We start from the raw sequence: 14,999 nt of genomic DNA on the forward strand, positions 1-14,999 counted from the left end.
TAAAACAATAAATATACCCATATGAAAAATATAAAAATATTGAGCGTCTTAATGCTCACCATGTTATTTTTGACCTGTAGCTCTGATGATGATAACAATAGTTCCTTAGCCGATTTTCAGTTTTTAGTTGAAGGCACACAAGTTACTTTCAATGGAACTGTAGAAAATGCCACCTCAATAACTTGGGATTTTGGCGACGGCTCCACAAGCTCTGAAGAAGATCCAGTATATGCCTATGCCGCGGCAGGCGATTATACGGTAGTGATGACGGTTACAGGGCCTAACGGATCATTTTCTGAAACAAAGACTGTGACCATCCAAGAGTCCTTAGAGATTTTATTGACTGGAGGTCAAGCCAAGCCAGACGGAAAATCCTGGCGACTTAAAAAAGCCTACACTTCTGGGAAAGAAGGTGCCGGACCTGTAGATAATAAATTGAATCTTTTCCTTCCTGCGTTTGATAATCTTTTGGATGCCGTCGGATTGGGAGCTTCTTACGAGGATACCTTTACGTTTGTGCATGATGGCACCTATAAAGTGGACAACAAGGATGGTCAAAGTCTTATGGGTCTAGTCTATGCAAGTGTTATGCACGGCGAAAATATTACTGCGGTTTCCTATGATCCACAGAGCGTTCCGTTAGCTAACGTAATTTATACGCCGGCAACAGATGCGACTTGGGAGCTTTTTGAAGGTGATTTTACTGTAGACGCCGCTGAAGGTCCGGTTAATTTTACAAATAAAAAACGACTGATTTTAGGCGAATATCTCGGATTCAAGGATATGGAAGTCTTGGTGATTTTAAAAGAAATTACTGCCAAAAGCATGAACATAGCTATAGGCATTCATACGGAACCTTCTGTTTATGACAAACCGACATTATTGTTCCATTTGTCATTGGAAGCACAGTAAATTCTAACAATAGAAGTATAGTTTTTTTAAGAATAATAGGTTTAATAATTAAATCCCCTGAGGTCCAGTGGTTTTCGATTGCCCCAATTATTCGGGAATGTCGGGAGCCACTTTCTTAAAATAAACAATTAAGATCATAACATTATAAATCAAAATAAACGAGTGTAAAATGGTCAAGGAAATAATACAACAACAAGACGATTTTTTTCAAACCCAACAAACAAAGGATGTTGCCTTTCGGAAAAAAGCATTAAGACGCTTACAAAAGGAAATTGTAAGTCGTGAAGATGCTATTTGCGACGCCTTATATGCTGATTTTAAAAAGCCAAAGTTTGAAACCTTGGCCGCTGAAACGCAATTTGTATTGGCGGAAATAAAACATGTTCTCAAAAATATTGATAGTTGGGCAAGTCCAGAAAGAGTGTCTGGAAGTTGGATGAACTGGCCATCATCAGATTATATTTACAAGGAACCCTATGGGGCGGTATTGGTTATTGCACCATGGAATTATCCATTTCAGTTGGCCATCGCGCCTCTCATCGGTGCTGTAGCTGCCGGAAATACGGTGGTCGTGAAACCATCGGAAATCACCACGCATACCGCTGCTCTTATTTCAGAAATCATCAAAGCTGTTTTTGAGCCCGCCCATGTTACGGTTGTCGAAGGTGGTGTAGAAGTATCTCAAGAACTCTTGGCTGAAAAATGGGATTATATCTTTTTCACTGGAAGTCCTGGTGTCGGAAAAATAGTTTACCAGAGTGCGGGCAAACACTTGACCCCAGTGACTTTAGAATTGGGAGGAAAAAATCCGTGTATTGTAGATGATACAGCATCCATAGCCCTGGCAGCAAAGCGGATTGTTTGGGGCAAATTTCTAAATGCCGGTCAAACCTGTATTGCTTCCGATTATATTTTGGTGCATGAAAAGGTCAAAGACAAATTGATTGCCGCATTGAAAGAACATATCATAAAGTCGTATGGAGAAAACATGGAAGCTTCACCAGATTTCTCCAGAACGGTGAGCCAAAAACATTATAGGGGTTTAAAGGACATGTTAGTTGGGGAAGAGATTCTTTTTGGAGGTCAAAGCAATGATGAAGACCATTACCTATCGCCAACATTGGTTAACGAACCACAATTGGATAGCAAGCTAATGGCAGGGGAAATTTTCGGACCAATTCTACCAATTATCTCCTATCAATCGGAGGCTGATATCGATAAATATATTATGAATTATGGAAAGCCCTTGGCAACGTATGTGTTTTCCAACAACAAGAAGTTTCAGAATAAAATCATCGATACCTATAGTTTTGGAGGTGGTGCCATCAATGATACCGTTATCCAAATTACCAACAAAAGATTGCCGTTTGGCGGCGTAGGGCAAAGTGGGATAGGCGCATACCACGGTAAATTATCCTTTGATATTTTTTCACATCATAAAGCGATTATTAAGAAAGCCAATTGGTTTGAAGCGCCTTTACGTTATCCACCTTATAATGTACCGATGAATTTCGTAAAAAAAATCAAACACCTTTTTTAAAAGGACAATTTTAATCAAATAATAAGAATCAGATAAATGATCAAATTTCAAAAAGGATTAGTGTTATTATTGATCGCGGCATTATTTTTAAGTTGCGAAAACAATAAGGAAAAAACAGTCAAAAATGATGCTTTGCCAAATACAATCACTGTACAGGGTGATCGGTTTGTTGATGATCTTGGAAGACAAGTGATTTTAAACGGTGTTAATGTAGGCAGTAAGAATAAAGAGGAAGGTTATATTTTTCAAAGTGGCCCAGAGCTTTACGCCAACTTAAAAAAACATGGCGTCAATACCATTCGATTCCTCATCATTTGGGATGGTTTGGAGCCTGAACCGGGAGTTTATAATGAAGAGTACCTCAAAGAAATCGACCAAAGAATTCAATGGGCGGCAGACAACAATATTTTTGTGGTATTGGATATGCACCAAGATCTTTACAGTGTGAAATACAGTGATGGTGCCCCAGAATGGGCAACATTGGATGAAGGGAAACCGCATACCACTGGAGCTATATGGAGTGATGCTTATTTGTTGAGCGAAGCCGTTCAAACGTCTTTTGATAATTTCTGGCTCAATAAACCTGCCGCAGATGGTGTTGGCATTCAAGACCGTTATATCGCATTATGGCAGCATATTGCAAAACGTTATGCCAATAACAAAACTGTCATTGGTTATGACCTTATGAACGAACCTTTTCCTGGATCTTCAGGAGTGCAATCCACAATGATCTTATTGGGGGCCTATGGTCAATTGCATTATAAATTGACCGGTGAAGTTCTAACAGAAGAACAATTGGGTGCCATGTGGTCTGAAGAAGAGAGCAGAATGGAAGCGCTTGAAGTGATTTCTACAAAAGAGAATTATGATTTTGTGATTAGTCAGCTTTTTGATTTGGTTAAGGAATTTGAATCAAAACACTTGCAAGAAATGTATCAAAAGGTGAGCAATGCCATTCGAGAAGTGGATTCCAACCACATTATATTTTTAGAGCATAGTTATTATGGCAATACAGGTGTTGCCAGTAGTATTGAACGTGTGTCGTTGACAGATGGCAGTCCAGATCCTTTGGTGGCTTACGCTGCACACGGCTACGACTTAGTAGTAGATACCAAAGCCGCTGCATTAGCCGCAGATGCACGGGTGGGCTATATATTTAATCAAATCAAGAAAAAGGGCGAACAGTTAAAGATGCCGGTTTGGGTTGGTGAATGGGGGGCTTATTATGACAATTCAGAAACGGTCATCCCAACCGCCATAAGCACTGTTAGCTTAATTGAAGACTATTTATTTGGCAATGCCTATTGGTCGTATACCAATGATCTTGAAGATATGGAATACTTCAAAAAAATATTGGTGCGTGCCTATCCAGCATATACCAATGGTGAATTGTTAAGTTATAATAACGATTTTGAAGCCAACACCTTTACGATGGAGTGGGAAGAAAGCAATGACAATTCACCTACGGTGGTTTATATTCCTCATCTATCTAAATTAAACGAGGAAGCTATCAAAGATTTTACGGTGGATAAAATCGCAGATTCAGATGCGGGCTATCTCATTATTCCAGCGACTGAAGCAGGTACGAAACGAAAATTAAGCCTCATTTTTGAATAGTAAATCGGTTACGGCTTTTTTATGGATTATGATAGAATGCCGTTATAAAATGTAGAAATTAAAACAATGAACACTTTTAATTATAGCTCAGTAAGTTCACTCAAGCGTACGTATTTTAGATATTTGCGTTACTACTTAAAGGCTTTGAAATAATAGTGTTTTTGTAACAATAAACTCAGGATCCATCTTGCAAAACTGCATAATGGATTGGAGTCCAACCACGATCATTGAGAAACCCAGATGGAAGTCTGGGTTTTATTTTTTTTGGACTATTTATATGAGTCTTTTAATTACTGTCTTCCGAGAATGTTATATAGGACTCATTTTGAACTGCTATTTCTCGAGGAGGTTTTTTAGCTCCATTGGAGCGCCATATTGTTTCCGAGAATGTTATATAGGACTCTTTTTGAACTGCTATTTCTCCAGGAGGTTTTTTAGCTCCATAGGAGCGCCATATTTGTAGGATATTTGAATGACATGTAATAGAGCTCCATAGGAGCGGCATCTAACCAGACGACAATGCGTTAATTAGCTCCAAATAATAATAATAATAATAATAATAATAATAAATTCTACACAACCCCTACAGCTCCAACAATTTGATATTTCTAAATTCCGTCGGATGGCTTTCACTTTGCAAAGAAATATAACCTCCTTTGATAGTTTCGCCTATTTTAGCTTTGTATTCAACACTATAGTCATCCATATCTGCACCGCCGTATTGCGGTTTTGAATAGCGAAGCACTTCTTTGCCATTTATTTTATGGATGATTAACGAATCACTATAAACCTCAACTTCTAAATTCACCCACTCCTCGCCATAAAAAGTGTCAGAATTGGAATTGATACAATGTTCCGTTATCAATTCGCCATCCATCACTACATTGGTGCCGGGCGTGCATAGGTTTGCTGTTGATCGGCTTTCACCTTCGGTAATTCCGCCCAACATCTGTACCTCAATGCTCAATGGGAAATTTTGGTCTTTAGCCATATTTCTAGGATCTTCACAATGAATCATAACCCCACTGTTTCTAGTGGCCCACCCCGCGCCATCAGCAACTTGATCGCCAGTAAATCGGTATTCCATTTTCAATCTATAATTGGAAAATGGCGTTTTATAAAAAAGATGTCCAAAAGCATCATTGAACTTACCATCATATCCATCATAAGACACTTTGATTACGCCATCCTCTGCTCGAAAGGTGTTGTGTATATTGTCGCCAAAGTCGTAGCCTTTAATTTTTGGAGTCCATCCGTCTAAATCCTTACCGTTAAATAAGGAGATCCAATTTTCAGTAACTTTCTCTTCAGCTTCTATCTCGGTACTTTCAGAATCAGGTTTTGATTTACAACTTACGATGAGTAAAGCAATGAGAGCAATTGCAATTGGGTTAATCTTTTGGAACATCTTGATGTCTTTAAACTGTTTTTATTAAATAGTTGTTTACCTTTAAAAGGTTTGTTAGGATACAAATTCGTCAGGTTTTATAGGGACCAAGCTCTGCCGCCAGTTGCTTCTTCTACAGAAATACATCCTTTTTGTTGACCCGGAACTGGGTCGTAAACCAACACATTTGTACCAATTTCCTTACTGGTTCTATAGGCCCAAACCGATTGATCACGTATTCTTGATAAGGTCATAAAAACTATATCTTGTGCTTCGATATAGGCTATCCTTTGCGCTTTTGAAATTCTAAGGTATTTTGATAATATGGCGTCATAATCTTCATCTTTTAAAGTGATGGGTTGCTCGGGGTCAATAGCCTGGTTTAAAATGCCCAATTCTGACATGACCGCGCCAAAACCTAATCGGTAGATGTCTTTATCTTCATCCGTTAAAGCTTCGTGAACATATAGATCGATAAACTTTGGCACATGAACATCCAATGCGCCAGGAGTGTCTTTCGTTTTAGGTAAGATCAAGTCCACTAAGCGCTCTAATACATAGGCTTGATTTTCTGAGTGGAATAAGGGGGTCCACTTTTCTGCTTTCGTACTACAACTTTGTAGCATACCTAATAGGGTAGGCGTTGCAATGACGTAGCCCAAGGATAAACCCAAGCCCTTAAGTGCTTCTCTTCTATTCATAATTATGCTTTGTTTGATTTGAACTGTTCAATAGCATGGTTTGCCGCCCTTGCAGTCAATGCCATATAGGTCAGGGATGGATTTTGACACCCTGCTGAGGTCATGCAAGCGCCATCGGTAACATACACATTGGGCACGCCGTGTACTTGATTATTGGCATTAAGCACGGAAGTCTTTGGGTCTCTGCCCATGCGCGCCGTGCCCATTTCATGAATGCCTATACCTGGCGCATGTCTCACATCATAAGTCGTGATATCTTTAAAACCTGCTTTTTCGAGCATTTCTGCGGCTTGCTGTTTAATATCTTCACGCATGGCCAATTCGTTTTCTTTCCATTCGGCATCAAAGGTAATTGTAGGTAAACCCCAATCATCCAATTTATCATAGTCCAAGGTCATTTTATTGTCATGATAAGGTAAGCACTCACCAAAGCCCATAATTCCCATGGTCCATTCTCCCGGATTTAAAATAGCTTCTTTGAATTTTTCACCATAGCCTATTTCGGCAACGTGTTCAGAGATTCCGCCTCTGCCACCGCCACCTTGATAACCATAGCCTCTAACAAAATCTTTTCGCTCTGTGGCTTCATCCCCTAAATTCCTAAACCTCGGAATGTAGACCCCGTTTGGTCGTCTTCCTGTATAGTACTGATCCTCGTAGCCTTCTACTCTGGCGTTGGCACCGGCACCTAAATGGTGATCCATAATATTATGCCCTAACTCGCCTGAATCGTTGCCCAATCCATTTGGAAAACGTTCTGATTTTGATTGCATTAATATGGATGCTGATGGTATTGCAGAGGCACAGCAAAAGATAATATCCGCATTAAAAACAAAAGTTTCTTTGGTTTCCGCATCGATTACCTTAACACCGGTTGCCTTTTTGAGTTGGTCGTCATAAATGATCTCATGTACAATGGAATTTGGTCTTAAGGTCATATTCCCAGTGTCTTCGGCAGCTGGCAATGTGGATGCATTACTACTGAAATAAGCACCATAAGGACATCCTCGTATACATCTATTTCTGTACTGACAATTGCTTCTGCCCTTATGTTTGTGGTCGCCAGTAAGATGGGCGACTCTTCCGATGGTCAGTAACCGATCCTCATAATTACTCGCAAGTTTAGCTTTGAATTCTGCCTCAACACAAGTTAATTCCATTGGAGGCGTGAAGATGCTGTCTGGCAGATGAGGAAGTCCGAGAGCCTCACCACTGACGCCTACATGTTTTTCTACATAATCATACCATGGTGCAAGGTCATTATAACGTATGGGCCAATCCACGCCATGGCCATCTTTAATATTTGCAGTTAAATCCAAATCGCTCAACCGGTAACTCTGACGCCCCCAAGTTAGAGAACGCCCACCAACGTGATAGCCGCGCATCCAATCAAAACGCTTGGTTTCGTTATAAGGATGCTTAATATCATCAACAAACCAATGTTTGCTTTCTGCAGCAGTCGTGTAGCCGGTTCTGGCCTGTTTTTCCTGTCTTTTTTTATCCTCTGCTGTAGTGCCGCCACGTAATTCCAAATCCCAAGGATCGTCGTGCATGGTTGGATAATCGCCATGTTTCACCATACGTCCTCTTTCAAGGACTAAGGTTTTTAGGCCGCCTTCACACAGCTCTTTGGCTGCCCAACCGCCGCTAATTCCTGTCCCAATGACTATAGCGTCGTAATGTTTATTAATCATACTGTACTTTTATATTTAAACTATCAATGCCTATTATATTAGGCGAAATAATAACAATCAGTTAGGTGTCGAATACTTTTAAAGCCTAAACTTAATCAAATTAGCCAAATTCTGATGAAACTTTAGTATTTTCATCACTCTTTATTTTTTAAATAATTAATACTAAACCAAAATCACTATGATCAGAAAGTTTTTTATCCCTTTATGTTTATTGTTTTTTGTCACGACTATGTTTGTGGGCTGTAAAGAAAGTGCCTCTAAATCTGAAGAAAAGCAAGTGTTGACAGAAGACAAGGCTCCGTTTTTTAAGCTGTCGTTAGCGCAATGGTCACTGCACCGAGCCATTGGAAGTGGAGCATTAGATCCGTTGGATTTTGCCAAAAAAGCCAAAGACATGGGATTTGAAGGCATTGAATATGTATCTGGGTTATATTCTGAAAACTTGGAATCTATGGGAATGGAAGCGCTTTTGGATACATTAAAGGCAAAAAGTGAAGCGCACGAAATTGAGAATGTTTTGATTATGATTGACGGTGAAGGAGATTTGGCGGCTTCCGATGAAAATGAAAGAAATCAAGCCGTTGAAAACCACAAAAAATGGGTAGATGCTGCTGATTTTTTAGGCTGCCATTCCATTAGAGTCAATTTATTCGGTTCTAATAATGAGGACGATTGGATTGCGAATGCTACTGTCGGTTTAAAGCAATTGGCGGAATACGGTCAATCAAAAGGCATTAATGTAATTGTCGAAAATCACGGCGGATTTTCTTCCAATGCGGATCTTTTAACGCGCGTCATAAAGAATGTCGACATGGATAATTGTGGCACCTTGCCTGACTTTGGTAATTTTTGTGTGAAACGTGATAGTGGTGAAAATTGGGGAGGAAACTGTATTGAAGAGTACGATAAATATAAAGGAACCGAAGAAATGATGCCTTTTGCCAAAGGCGTTAGTGCCAAATCCTATGAATTTGATGATGAAGGCAATGAAACGACACTTGATTTTCCTCGATTTTTGAAAATTGTAAAAGACGCCGGATATACTGGTTATGTGGGCGTAGAATTTGAGGGAAGCAATGTGAGTGAAGAAAAGGGAATTGAATTGACAAGAGATCTCTTATTGAAAATTGGAAAGGACCTCTCTAAATAAACATATTTTAATCCACTCAAAATCGAATAAATTATGAGCAAAACTAATAAAGACCATACAATTTCCAGACGAAAGTTTGTAGGCATGTCGATGGCAGCCACGGCGGCTTTTTCCATAATACCTTCCTTTGCGGTAAGTGGTATGGGGCATGTTGCGCCGAGTGACAAGTTGAATATTGCCGGTATTGGCGTTGGTGGTATGGGGCTTGCTAACCTTAAAAACTTAGCCTCACAAAATATCGTAGCACTTTGTGATGTGGATTGGAAATATGCTGCAAGCGCAGCGAACACATTCCCAAATGCAAAAAAATATTGGGATTGGCGCAAAATGTTTGACGAAATGGGCAAAGACATAGATGCTGTTGTGATTGCAACAGCTGATCATACCCATGCTATTATTGCTGCACATGCCATGACTATGGGCAAACACGTCTTTCTTCAAAAACCTCTAACACACTCAGTTTATGAGTCACGGTTGTTGACAAAACTGGCGGAAAAACACAAAGTCGCTACGCAAATGGGTAATCAGGGTGCTTCTGGAGAAGGGGTTGCTAAAACTTGCGAAATACTCTGGAGCGGTGCTATTGGCGATGTGAAAAGAGTGGAATCGTTTACCGATCGTCCAATCTGGCCACAGGGACTAAATACTCCTGAGCGAGGCGATTGGGTTCCGGAAACTTTAGATTGGGACTTATTTACAGGTCCTGCCAAGATGAGACCTTATAATGAAGTGTATCATCCATGGAACTGGCGTGGCTGGTGGGATTATGGAACTGGCGCCTTGGGTGATATGGCATGCCATGTTTTGCATCCTGTCTTTGAAGGTCTTCAATTAGAATATCCAAATAAAGTGCAAGCAAGTTCGTCGTTATTATTAAATGATTCTGCGCCGGTATCCCAAGCAGTTAAGTACACATTTCCTTCCCGTAAAGCGAGAAAAGGTAAATTAAATCTGGATGAGGTGGATGTGCATTGGTATGACGGAGGCATCCAGCCGATGTTGCCAAATAATTGGCCCGCAGGTAAAAATCCAAATAAATCTGGCGGTGGTACGTTTTTCTATGGCACTAAGGATATCCTCCACGTGGGCTGTTACGGAATTGAGCCAGAATTGATGTCTGGCAAAATAATAACTCCACCTAAAACAGAAAGGCGAGTAGAAGAGGAATTAGGTTTGTCCTGGAAAAGCGGGGCGCACGAAATGGATTGGGTACGGGCTTGTAAGGAAAATCCGGAAAGCAGAAATCCTACAGTTTCTGATTTTGCCGAGGCTGGACCTTTTAATGAAATGGTAGTTATGGGCGTCCTTGCCGTAAGACTTCAGGCATTGAATAAGGTTTTGGAATGGGATGGGCCAAATATGAAGTTCACAAATATTGGCGCCAACGAAAAAATTAGGACGGTCATAAAGGACGGCTTTAAGATTCATGATGGGCATCCAACATTTAATAAAGATTGGACAGAGCCTATGAATGCCGTTGCATACTCTGAAGAGCTTATTAAACATACGTATAGAGAGGGGTGGACCTTACCGGAGATGCCTTCTTAGTAAATAGGATTTCAATAAATAACATATAAATTTAAAAAAGTAAACCAATGAAAAAATTAAGTGTGATTATAATTTTTAGCTTAGTACTAATGCCTTTCTTATCGAGCTGTAAAGAAAAAGCCAAAGAAACAACCGAAACAGAAACCATGAATGAAACTATTGAAAGTGATCAAAGTGATGATTGGATCGTTCTTTTTGACGGTACTTCTTCAGACGGATGGCGAGGATACAAAAAGGACCACTTTCCTGAAGCTTGGAAAATTGTAGACGGTACAATCCACTGTATAGGTTCAGGTCGAGGTGAAGCAGGCCATAAAGACGGTGGCGACATCATCTATGATAAAAAATTCAAGAATTTCACTTTGAGTTTGGAATGGAAAATCTCTGAAGGCGGTAATTCCGGTATCTTCTATCTTGGACAGGAGGATTTAGATTATGTCTGGAAAACTGCTCCCGAAATGCAAGTATTGGACAATGACAAACATCCTGATGCCCAATTAGGTAAAGACGGCAACAGACAAGCAGGCTCATTATACGATTTGATTCCAGCAAAACCACAAAACGCCAAACCTGTAGGCGAGTGGAATCAAGTGGAAATCACCGTTTATAATGGTACGGTTGTTCACAAGCAGAATGGTGTCAACGTTGTGGAGTACCACTTATGGACTCCAGAATGGAACGCATTGGTTGCTGGAAGTAAATTTCCAGAACTAAATGAGGATTGGGCAGACGTAGCCAACGAAGGCTATATCGGTTTACAAGATCATGGAGATGATGTTTGGTTTAGAAATATTAAGATAAAAGAATTATAAGTAAAGATTTATCGAAAACCTAAGCTCAACGTATTGAAATTCCTCGTGGTCCTGAATGGTTTTGATAGGTAACCCATGTTACTCCATCAGATTCATCATTCTAGCGCACAAGGAATTTCTATTTAAATGATTTTAAATTCAAAGTAAAATATCAAAATAGAGTATTGAAACATGAGAAAATTAAGAATGGGAATGATCGGTGGAGGCATCGGCTCTTTTATTGGAGATGTCCACAGGAAAGCGTCAGGTCTTGATGGAATGATTGAATTGGTCTGTGGCGCTTTTAGCAGCACTGCAGAAAAATCAGAAGCATCGGGTAAGGCACTGTTACTTCCTGAAGATCGCTGTTATGGTAGTTTTGAAGAAATGATTCTTAAAGAAAAGGAATTACCGGAAGACATCCGTATGGATTTTGTAAGCATTGTGACACCCAACCACATGCATTTTGCACCTGCAAAATTAGCCTTGGAAAATGGGTTCCATGTAGTGTGCGATAAGCCTATGACCTTAACAGTAGATGAAGCGAAAGTTTTAGAAAGCCTGGTGAAATCCACTGGATTATATTTTGCATTGACTCATAATTATCCAGGAAGTCCAATGGTGAAACAGGCCAAAGCCATGGTTGAAAATGGTGATATTGGAACGATCAGAAAAGTACAAGTCCACTATTTGCAAGGATGGATGGCAACTGCCGTTGAAGATTCAGGCAATAAACAAGCCTCTTGGCGCGTCGATCCGTCAAAATCTGGGGTTGGTGGTGCCTTGGGAGATATCGGAACCCACGCTCATAATTTGATAGAGTATGTCACTGGGTTAAAAGTTAAGGAGCTGGCGGCAGATTTGGGCAAATTTGGTAAAGGCCGCGTCTTGGACGATGATGGCAATATCTTACTGCGCTTAGAAAATGGAGCAAAAGGGACGATGTCTTTTTCTCAAATTGCGGTGGGAGAAGAAAATAATTTCTCGATTAGAGTTTATGGTGAGAAAGGCAGTTTGGAATGGCATCAGGAAAATCCAAATGAATTAACGACGAGGTGGATAGATAAGCCAAAAATGATTTTAACACCTAACGGACATGAGCTTTATCCATTGGCTTTAGCAGCCTCTCGCATTCCTGCTGGTCATCCGGAAGGCTATTTGGAAGCCTTTGCCAATGTTTATAAGAACTTTGCCACACATGTAAATGCATCCCTTACGGATACGAAAATTGAAACACCCGATTATCCTACCGTGTACGACGGCATTAGAGGCGTACAGTTTATTTATGCGGCCGTTGAAAGTGACAAACAGAATGCGGCTTGGGTGGCCTTGGGGTAAAGTTTATGAATGTGAAAAGTAGAACGTAATTACCAACCTCATCTTTAATCCAAGCCACAGTTAACAGTATTTTTTGATGGATATTTTTATTGTTTGGTCAAAGTGTACTTATCACCAATCGGATTAATCATTGTTAGTGAGTTTTCACCTAAACGAAACGTCCATTCACCGTTTAAAATCAACGACCAATCAAACTCGGCGGTCCAAGGGCACTCATTAAAAAAGCTTATTGTGTTTCCGGAAACTGAATAGGTTCCATGGCAAATTGCTGGAAATTTAGCGATTTCACTCTGTCCATTAAATGACCGATTGTCAAAACGCAATTCAACCTTGGAAGTATTTTCATTACGTTCAAAAATCCCGATATAATCCCCATTTATTTCAGAATGGAAACTGTCATCATCATTTTTGCAAGAAGAAATGATCATTAAAAGCCCGATTAGAATTAAGATTTTTGGTTTCATAATGGTGTTTTTCATAAGATGGGATTTGTGTTGAAAGGTTGCGTTATATAAACTACAACTTCAAAATAAAACGACTCTTATTTTCAAAAAGCCATGAAACCTTGTTAAATAATTTCTTATCCCAAAATCTTTCTCTTCACCGCTCTGCCAATAAATCGAACTTTATCGCTCAATGGAAAATTTCCTAAAACGGATTTCACAACACCTTGCGTAAATCGCGTGCGTTTTTTATAATCGATATGTACATCAACTAAGACCGTTTTATTTGACTGCGCCGCTTTGAGAGCCTTACTGATAACGGCGTCAATTTGATCGTCATTTTCTATAACTAAATAGTCGGCGCCAACCGCATGTGCAATGCCATCGATATTGAAATCGCCCAATACAGTAGCTGTTTTTCTATTGTAAGGGATTTCTTGACCTTGGGATATTTGGGAAAGTTCGCCATCGTGGAAAACGAAAATTGCAATTCCAAGTTCATTTCGTTTTGCGGTCAACAATTCGAGTCCGGTCATCAAAAATGCACCATCGCCAACAATGCCGACCACTTGTTTGTTGGGATTGGCAAATTTAGCACCAATGGCCGCCGGCACACAATAACCCATACAATTGAAATCGGTGGGACTAATTAAATGTTTGCTTTTCAAATTTTGAAATAACTCGACTGTCAAAAAAGTGTGGTTGCCATCATCTAAAACAGTAATGGCATCGTCGTCGAGATGCGCTCTTAAACTCTTGAAAAAGTTATAAGGATTGACCCGATCGAATTTAAAATCCGACCATTCTTTGTAATAGGCCTGTCTGTCTTTTGATATGGAACTAATTAAATCAGGATTGGACTTTTGGATATTCTTGTTGATGAGTTCTGCCAACAAACTGTCTAAAACCAGTTTCGCATCGCCTTGAATGGCCAATTTGCTCTTATAATTTTTATCAAATACATTTTCGTCGATATCGATATGGATTAGATTTTCGGGAACTTTTGCTCCGAAACTGCCCGTTGGAATTTCGGCAAATCGTGTGCCTACCGCAATTAAACAATCCACATCCTTAAAAGCGTTTTCCGAAGCGGGAACAGATGCGGGGCCAAAGCCCATTCCCGTAAATAATTCATGATCGCCAGGAAATACGCTAAATCCTTGCAATGTCGTGGATACCGGAGCATTTAATCTCTCGGCAATTTGGATACTTGTTGCTGTTGCCTCTTTAGCGCCCCATCCTAAAAACATTCCTACTTTTTTAGATTTAGAAATGATCTTGATTGCTTCGTCCAATTGAGCGGTTGTGACTGTTGGTTTAATTTCTGGTTTTTTAAACGATAGAATCTCCGAAACATCGCCTTTAAACATTTGAATATTCGTGGGTATTTCTATAAAAACAGGGCCAGGATTTCCAGAAACTGCGATGGTATAAGCCTCAAAAACACTGGACATAATGTCCTCATGCTTTTTTATATGATAGGTTTTTTTGGTGATGCCGCTCAATACTGAATGCATATCCCATTCGTGAAGCTGATAGCTTTTATTGAGATCAGTCCGAATCCCACCCGAGATAATAAGCATGGGAATCCCATCCAAAAAAGCTTCGCCTATTCCGCTTAAGGCATGTGTAATTCCAGCCGCTGGCACAATGACCATGGTGCCGATAGTCTCAGAGGTGCGACTGACCGCATCGGCCATAAAGGCACCACCACCTTCATGGGTTACCAGAATAGGTTTGATTTTTGAAGACTTGTTTAACTCATCATAAATTTCGGTATTGTGCACTCCTGGAATGCCAAAGGTGTGTGATATCGGTAATTGTTCTAATGCTTTGACAAGTAACCATGCGCCAGTTTTCTTCATAATAAAATGTTCG

Annotated in this window: 12 protein-coding genes; 7 read left to right on the plus strand and 5 right to left on the minus strand. The window is 40.0% G+C overall.

Annotation, left to right across the window (positions count from 1 at the left end; translation table 11 throughout):
* The first annotated feature begins 21 nt into the window (after positions 1-21).
* From J4051_RS08795 to J4051_RS08805, 3 genes are all read left to right on the plus strand, one after another.
* Positions 22-912, plus strand: coding sequence for a PKD domain-containing protein (locus tag J4051_RS08795; protein ID WP_208233507.1), 891 nt, complete (start codon positions 22-24; stop codon positions 910-912).
* Between the two features lie 169 nt (positions 913-1,081).
* Positions 1,082-2,452 (plus strand): aldehyde dehydrogenase, encoded by a 1,371-nt coding sequence (locus tag J4051_RS08800; protein WP_208233508.1) that lies wholly within the window; start codon positions 1,082-1,084, stop codon positions 2,450-2,452.
* A 36-nt stretch (positions 2,453-2,488) separates the two neighbouring features.
* Positions 2,489-4,069 (plus strand): cellulase family glycosylhydrolase, encoded by a 1,581-nt coding sequence (locus tag J4051_RS08805; RefSeq protein WP_208233509.1) that lies wholly within the window; start codon positions 2,489-2,491, stop codon positions 4,067-4,069.
* A gap of 583 nt (positions 4,070-4,652) precedes the next feature.
* Here J4051_RS08805 and J4051_RS08810 read toward each other — a convergent pair.
* The 3 genes from J4051_RS08810 to J4051_RS08820 form a co-directional block, all read right to left on the minus strand.
* Positions 4,653-5,477 carry a 3-keto-disaccharide hydrolase gene (locus J4051_RS08810; RefSeq protein ID WP_208233510.1) on the minus strand — a complete coding sequence of 275 codons (825 nt, stop codon included), beginning with the start codon at positions 5,475-5,477 and terminating at the stop codon, positions 4,653-4,655.
* Between the two features lie 77 nt (positions 5,478-5,554).
* Positions 5,555-6,157 carry a gluconate 2-dehydrogenase subunit 3 family protein gene (locus J4051_RS08815; RefSeq protein ID WP_208233511.1) on the minus strand — a complete coding sequence of 201 codons (603 nt, stop codon included), beginning with the start codon at positions 6,155-6,157 and terminating at the stop codon, positions 5,555-5,557.
* A gap of 2 nt (positions 6,158-6,159) precedes the next feature.
* A complete protein-coding gene (locus J4051_RS08820) occupies positions 6,160-7,851 on the minus strand; it encodes a GMC oxidoreductase (protein WP_208233512.1) in 1,692 nt (563 codons plus the stop codon).
* Positions 7,852-8,029: 178 nt separating this feature from the next.
* Between J4051_RS08820 and J4051_RS08825 the strand changes: the two genes are divergently transcribed.
* The 4 genes from J4051_RS08825 to J4051_RS08840 all read left to right on the plus strand — a co-directional run bounded on the left by J4051_RS08825 (position 8,030) and on the right by J4051_RS08840 (position 12,678).
* A complete protein-coding gene (locus J4051_RS08825) occupies positions 8,030-9,001 on the plus strand; it encodes a sugar phosphate isomerase/epimerase family protein (protein ID WP_208233513.1) in 972 nt (323 codons plus the stop codon).
* A gap of 33 nt (positions 9,002-9,034) precedes the next feature.
* Complete coding sequence (locus J4051_RS08830) at positions 9,035-10,549, plus strand: Gfo/Idh/MocA family protein (protein WP_208233514.1); 1,515 nt, start codon at positions 9,035-9,037, stop codon at positions 10,547-10,549.
* A gap of 47 nt (positions 10,550-10,596) precedes the next feature.
* Positions 10,597-11,361: a 3-keto-disaccharide hydrolase gene (locus J4051_RS08835; RefSeq protein ID WP_208233515.1), complete on the plus strand. Its 765-nt coding sequence runs from the start codon at positions 10,597-10,599 to the stop codon at positions 11,359-11,361.
* 171 nt (positions 11,362-11,532) lie between these two features.
* Positions 11,533-12,678, plus strand: coding sequence for a Gfo/Idh/MocA family protein (locus J4051_RS08840; protein ID WP_208233516.1), 1,146 nt, complete (start codon positions 11,533-11,535; stop codon positions 12,676-12,678).
* 86 nt (positions 12,679-12,764) lie between these two features.
* Here the strand turns inward: J4051_RS08840 and J4051_RS08845 are convergent, their stop codons facing one another.
* Together J4051_RS08845 and J4051_RS08850 are read right to left on the minus strand one after the other, a co-directional pair.
* Positions 12,765-13,157, minus strand: coding sequence for a hypothetical protein (locus tag J4051_RS08845; protein WP_208233517.1), 393 nt, complete (start codon positions 13,155-13,157; stop codon positions 12,765-12,767).
* A 101-nt stretch (positions 13,158-13,258) separates the two neighbouring features.
* Entirely contained in the window at positions 13,259-14,986 is a 1,728-nt protein-coding gene (locus J4051_RS08850; RefSeq protein WP_208233518.1) for a thiamine pyrophosphate-binding protein, read from the minus strand.
* Positions 14,987-14,999 lie beyond the last annotated feature (13 nt).

The sequence above is a fragment of the Gelidibacter pelagius genome (genome assembly GCF_017581925.1).
In the GTDB taxonomy this organism is placed as follows: domain Bacteria; phylum Bacteroidota; class Bacteroidia; order Flavobacteriales; family Flavobacteriaceae; genus Gelidibacter; species Gelidibacter pelagius.

Coding starts and splice junctions, on each gene's coding strand:
- J4051_RS08815 (WP_208233511.1), bottom strand. CDS start 6,157: ATGAATAGAAGAGAAGCACTTAAGGGCTTGGGTTTATCCTTGGGCTAC.
- J4051_RS08845 (WP_208233517.1), bottom strand. CDS start 13,157: ATGAAAAACACCATTATGAAACCAAAAATCTTAATTCTAATCGGGCTT.
- J4051_RS08800 (WP_208233508.1), top strand. CDS start 1,082: ATGGTCAAGGAAATAATACAACAACAAGACGATTTTTTTCAAACCCAA.
- J4051_RS08805 (WP_208233509.1), top strand. CDS start 2,489: ATGATCAAATTTCAAAAAGGATTAGTGTTATTATTGATCGCGGCATTA.
- J4051_RS08850 (WP_208233518.1), bottom strand. CDS start 14,986: ATGAAGAAAACTGGCGCATGGTTACTTGTCAAAGCATTAGAACAATTA.
- J4051_RS08835 (WP_208233515.1), top strand. CDS start 10,597: ATGAAAAAATTAAGTGTGATTATAATTTTTAGCTTAGTACTAATGCCT.
- J4051_RS08840 (WP_208233516.1), top strand. CDS start 11,533: ATGAGAAAATTAAGAATGGGAATGATCGGTGGAGGCATCGGCTCTTTT.
- J4051_RS08795 (WP_208233507.1), top strand. CDS start 22: ATGAAAAATATAAAAATATTGAGCGTCTTAATGCTCACCATGTTATTT.
- J4051_RS08820 (WP_208233512.1), bottom strand. CDS start 7,851: ATGATTAATAAACATTACGACGCTATAGTCATTGGGACAGGAATTAGC.
- J4051_RS08830 (WP_208233514.1), top strand. CDS start 9,035: ATGAGCAAAACTAATAAAGACCATACAATTTCCAGACGAAAGTTTGTA.
- J4051_RS08810 (WP_208233510.1), bottom strand. CDS start 5,477: ATGTTCCAAAAGATTAACCCAATTGCAATTGCTCTCATTGCTTTACTC.
- J4051_RS08825 (WP_208233513.1), top strand. CDS start 8,030: ATGATCAGAAAGTTTTTTATCCCTTTATGTTTATTGTTTTTTGTCACG.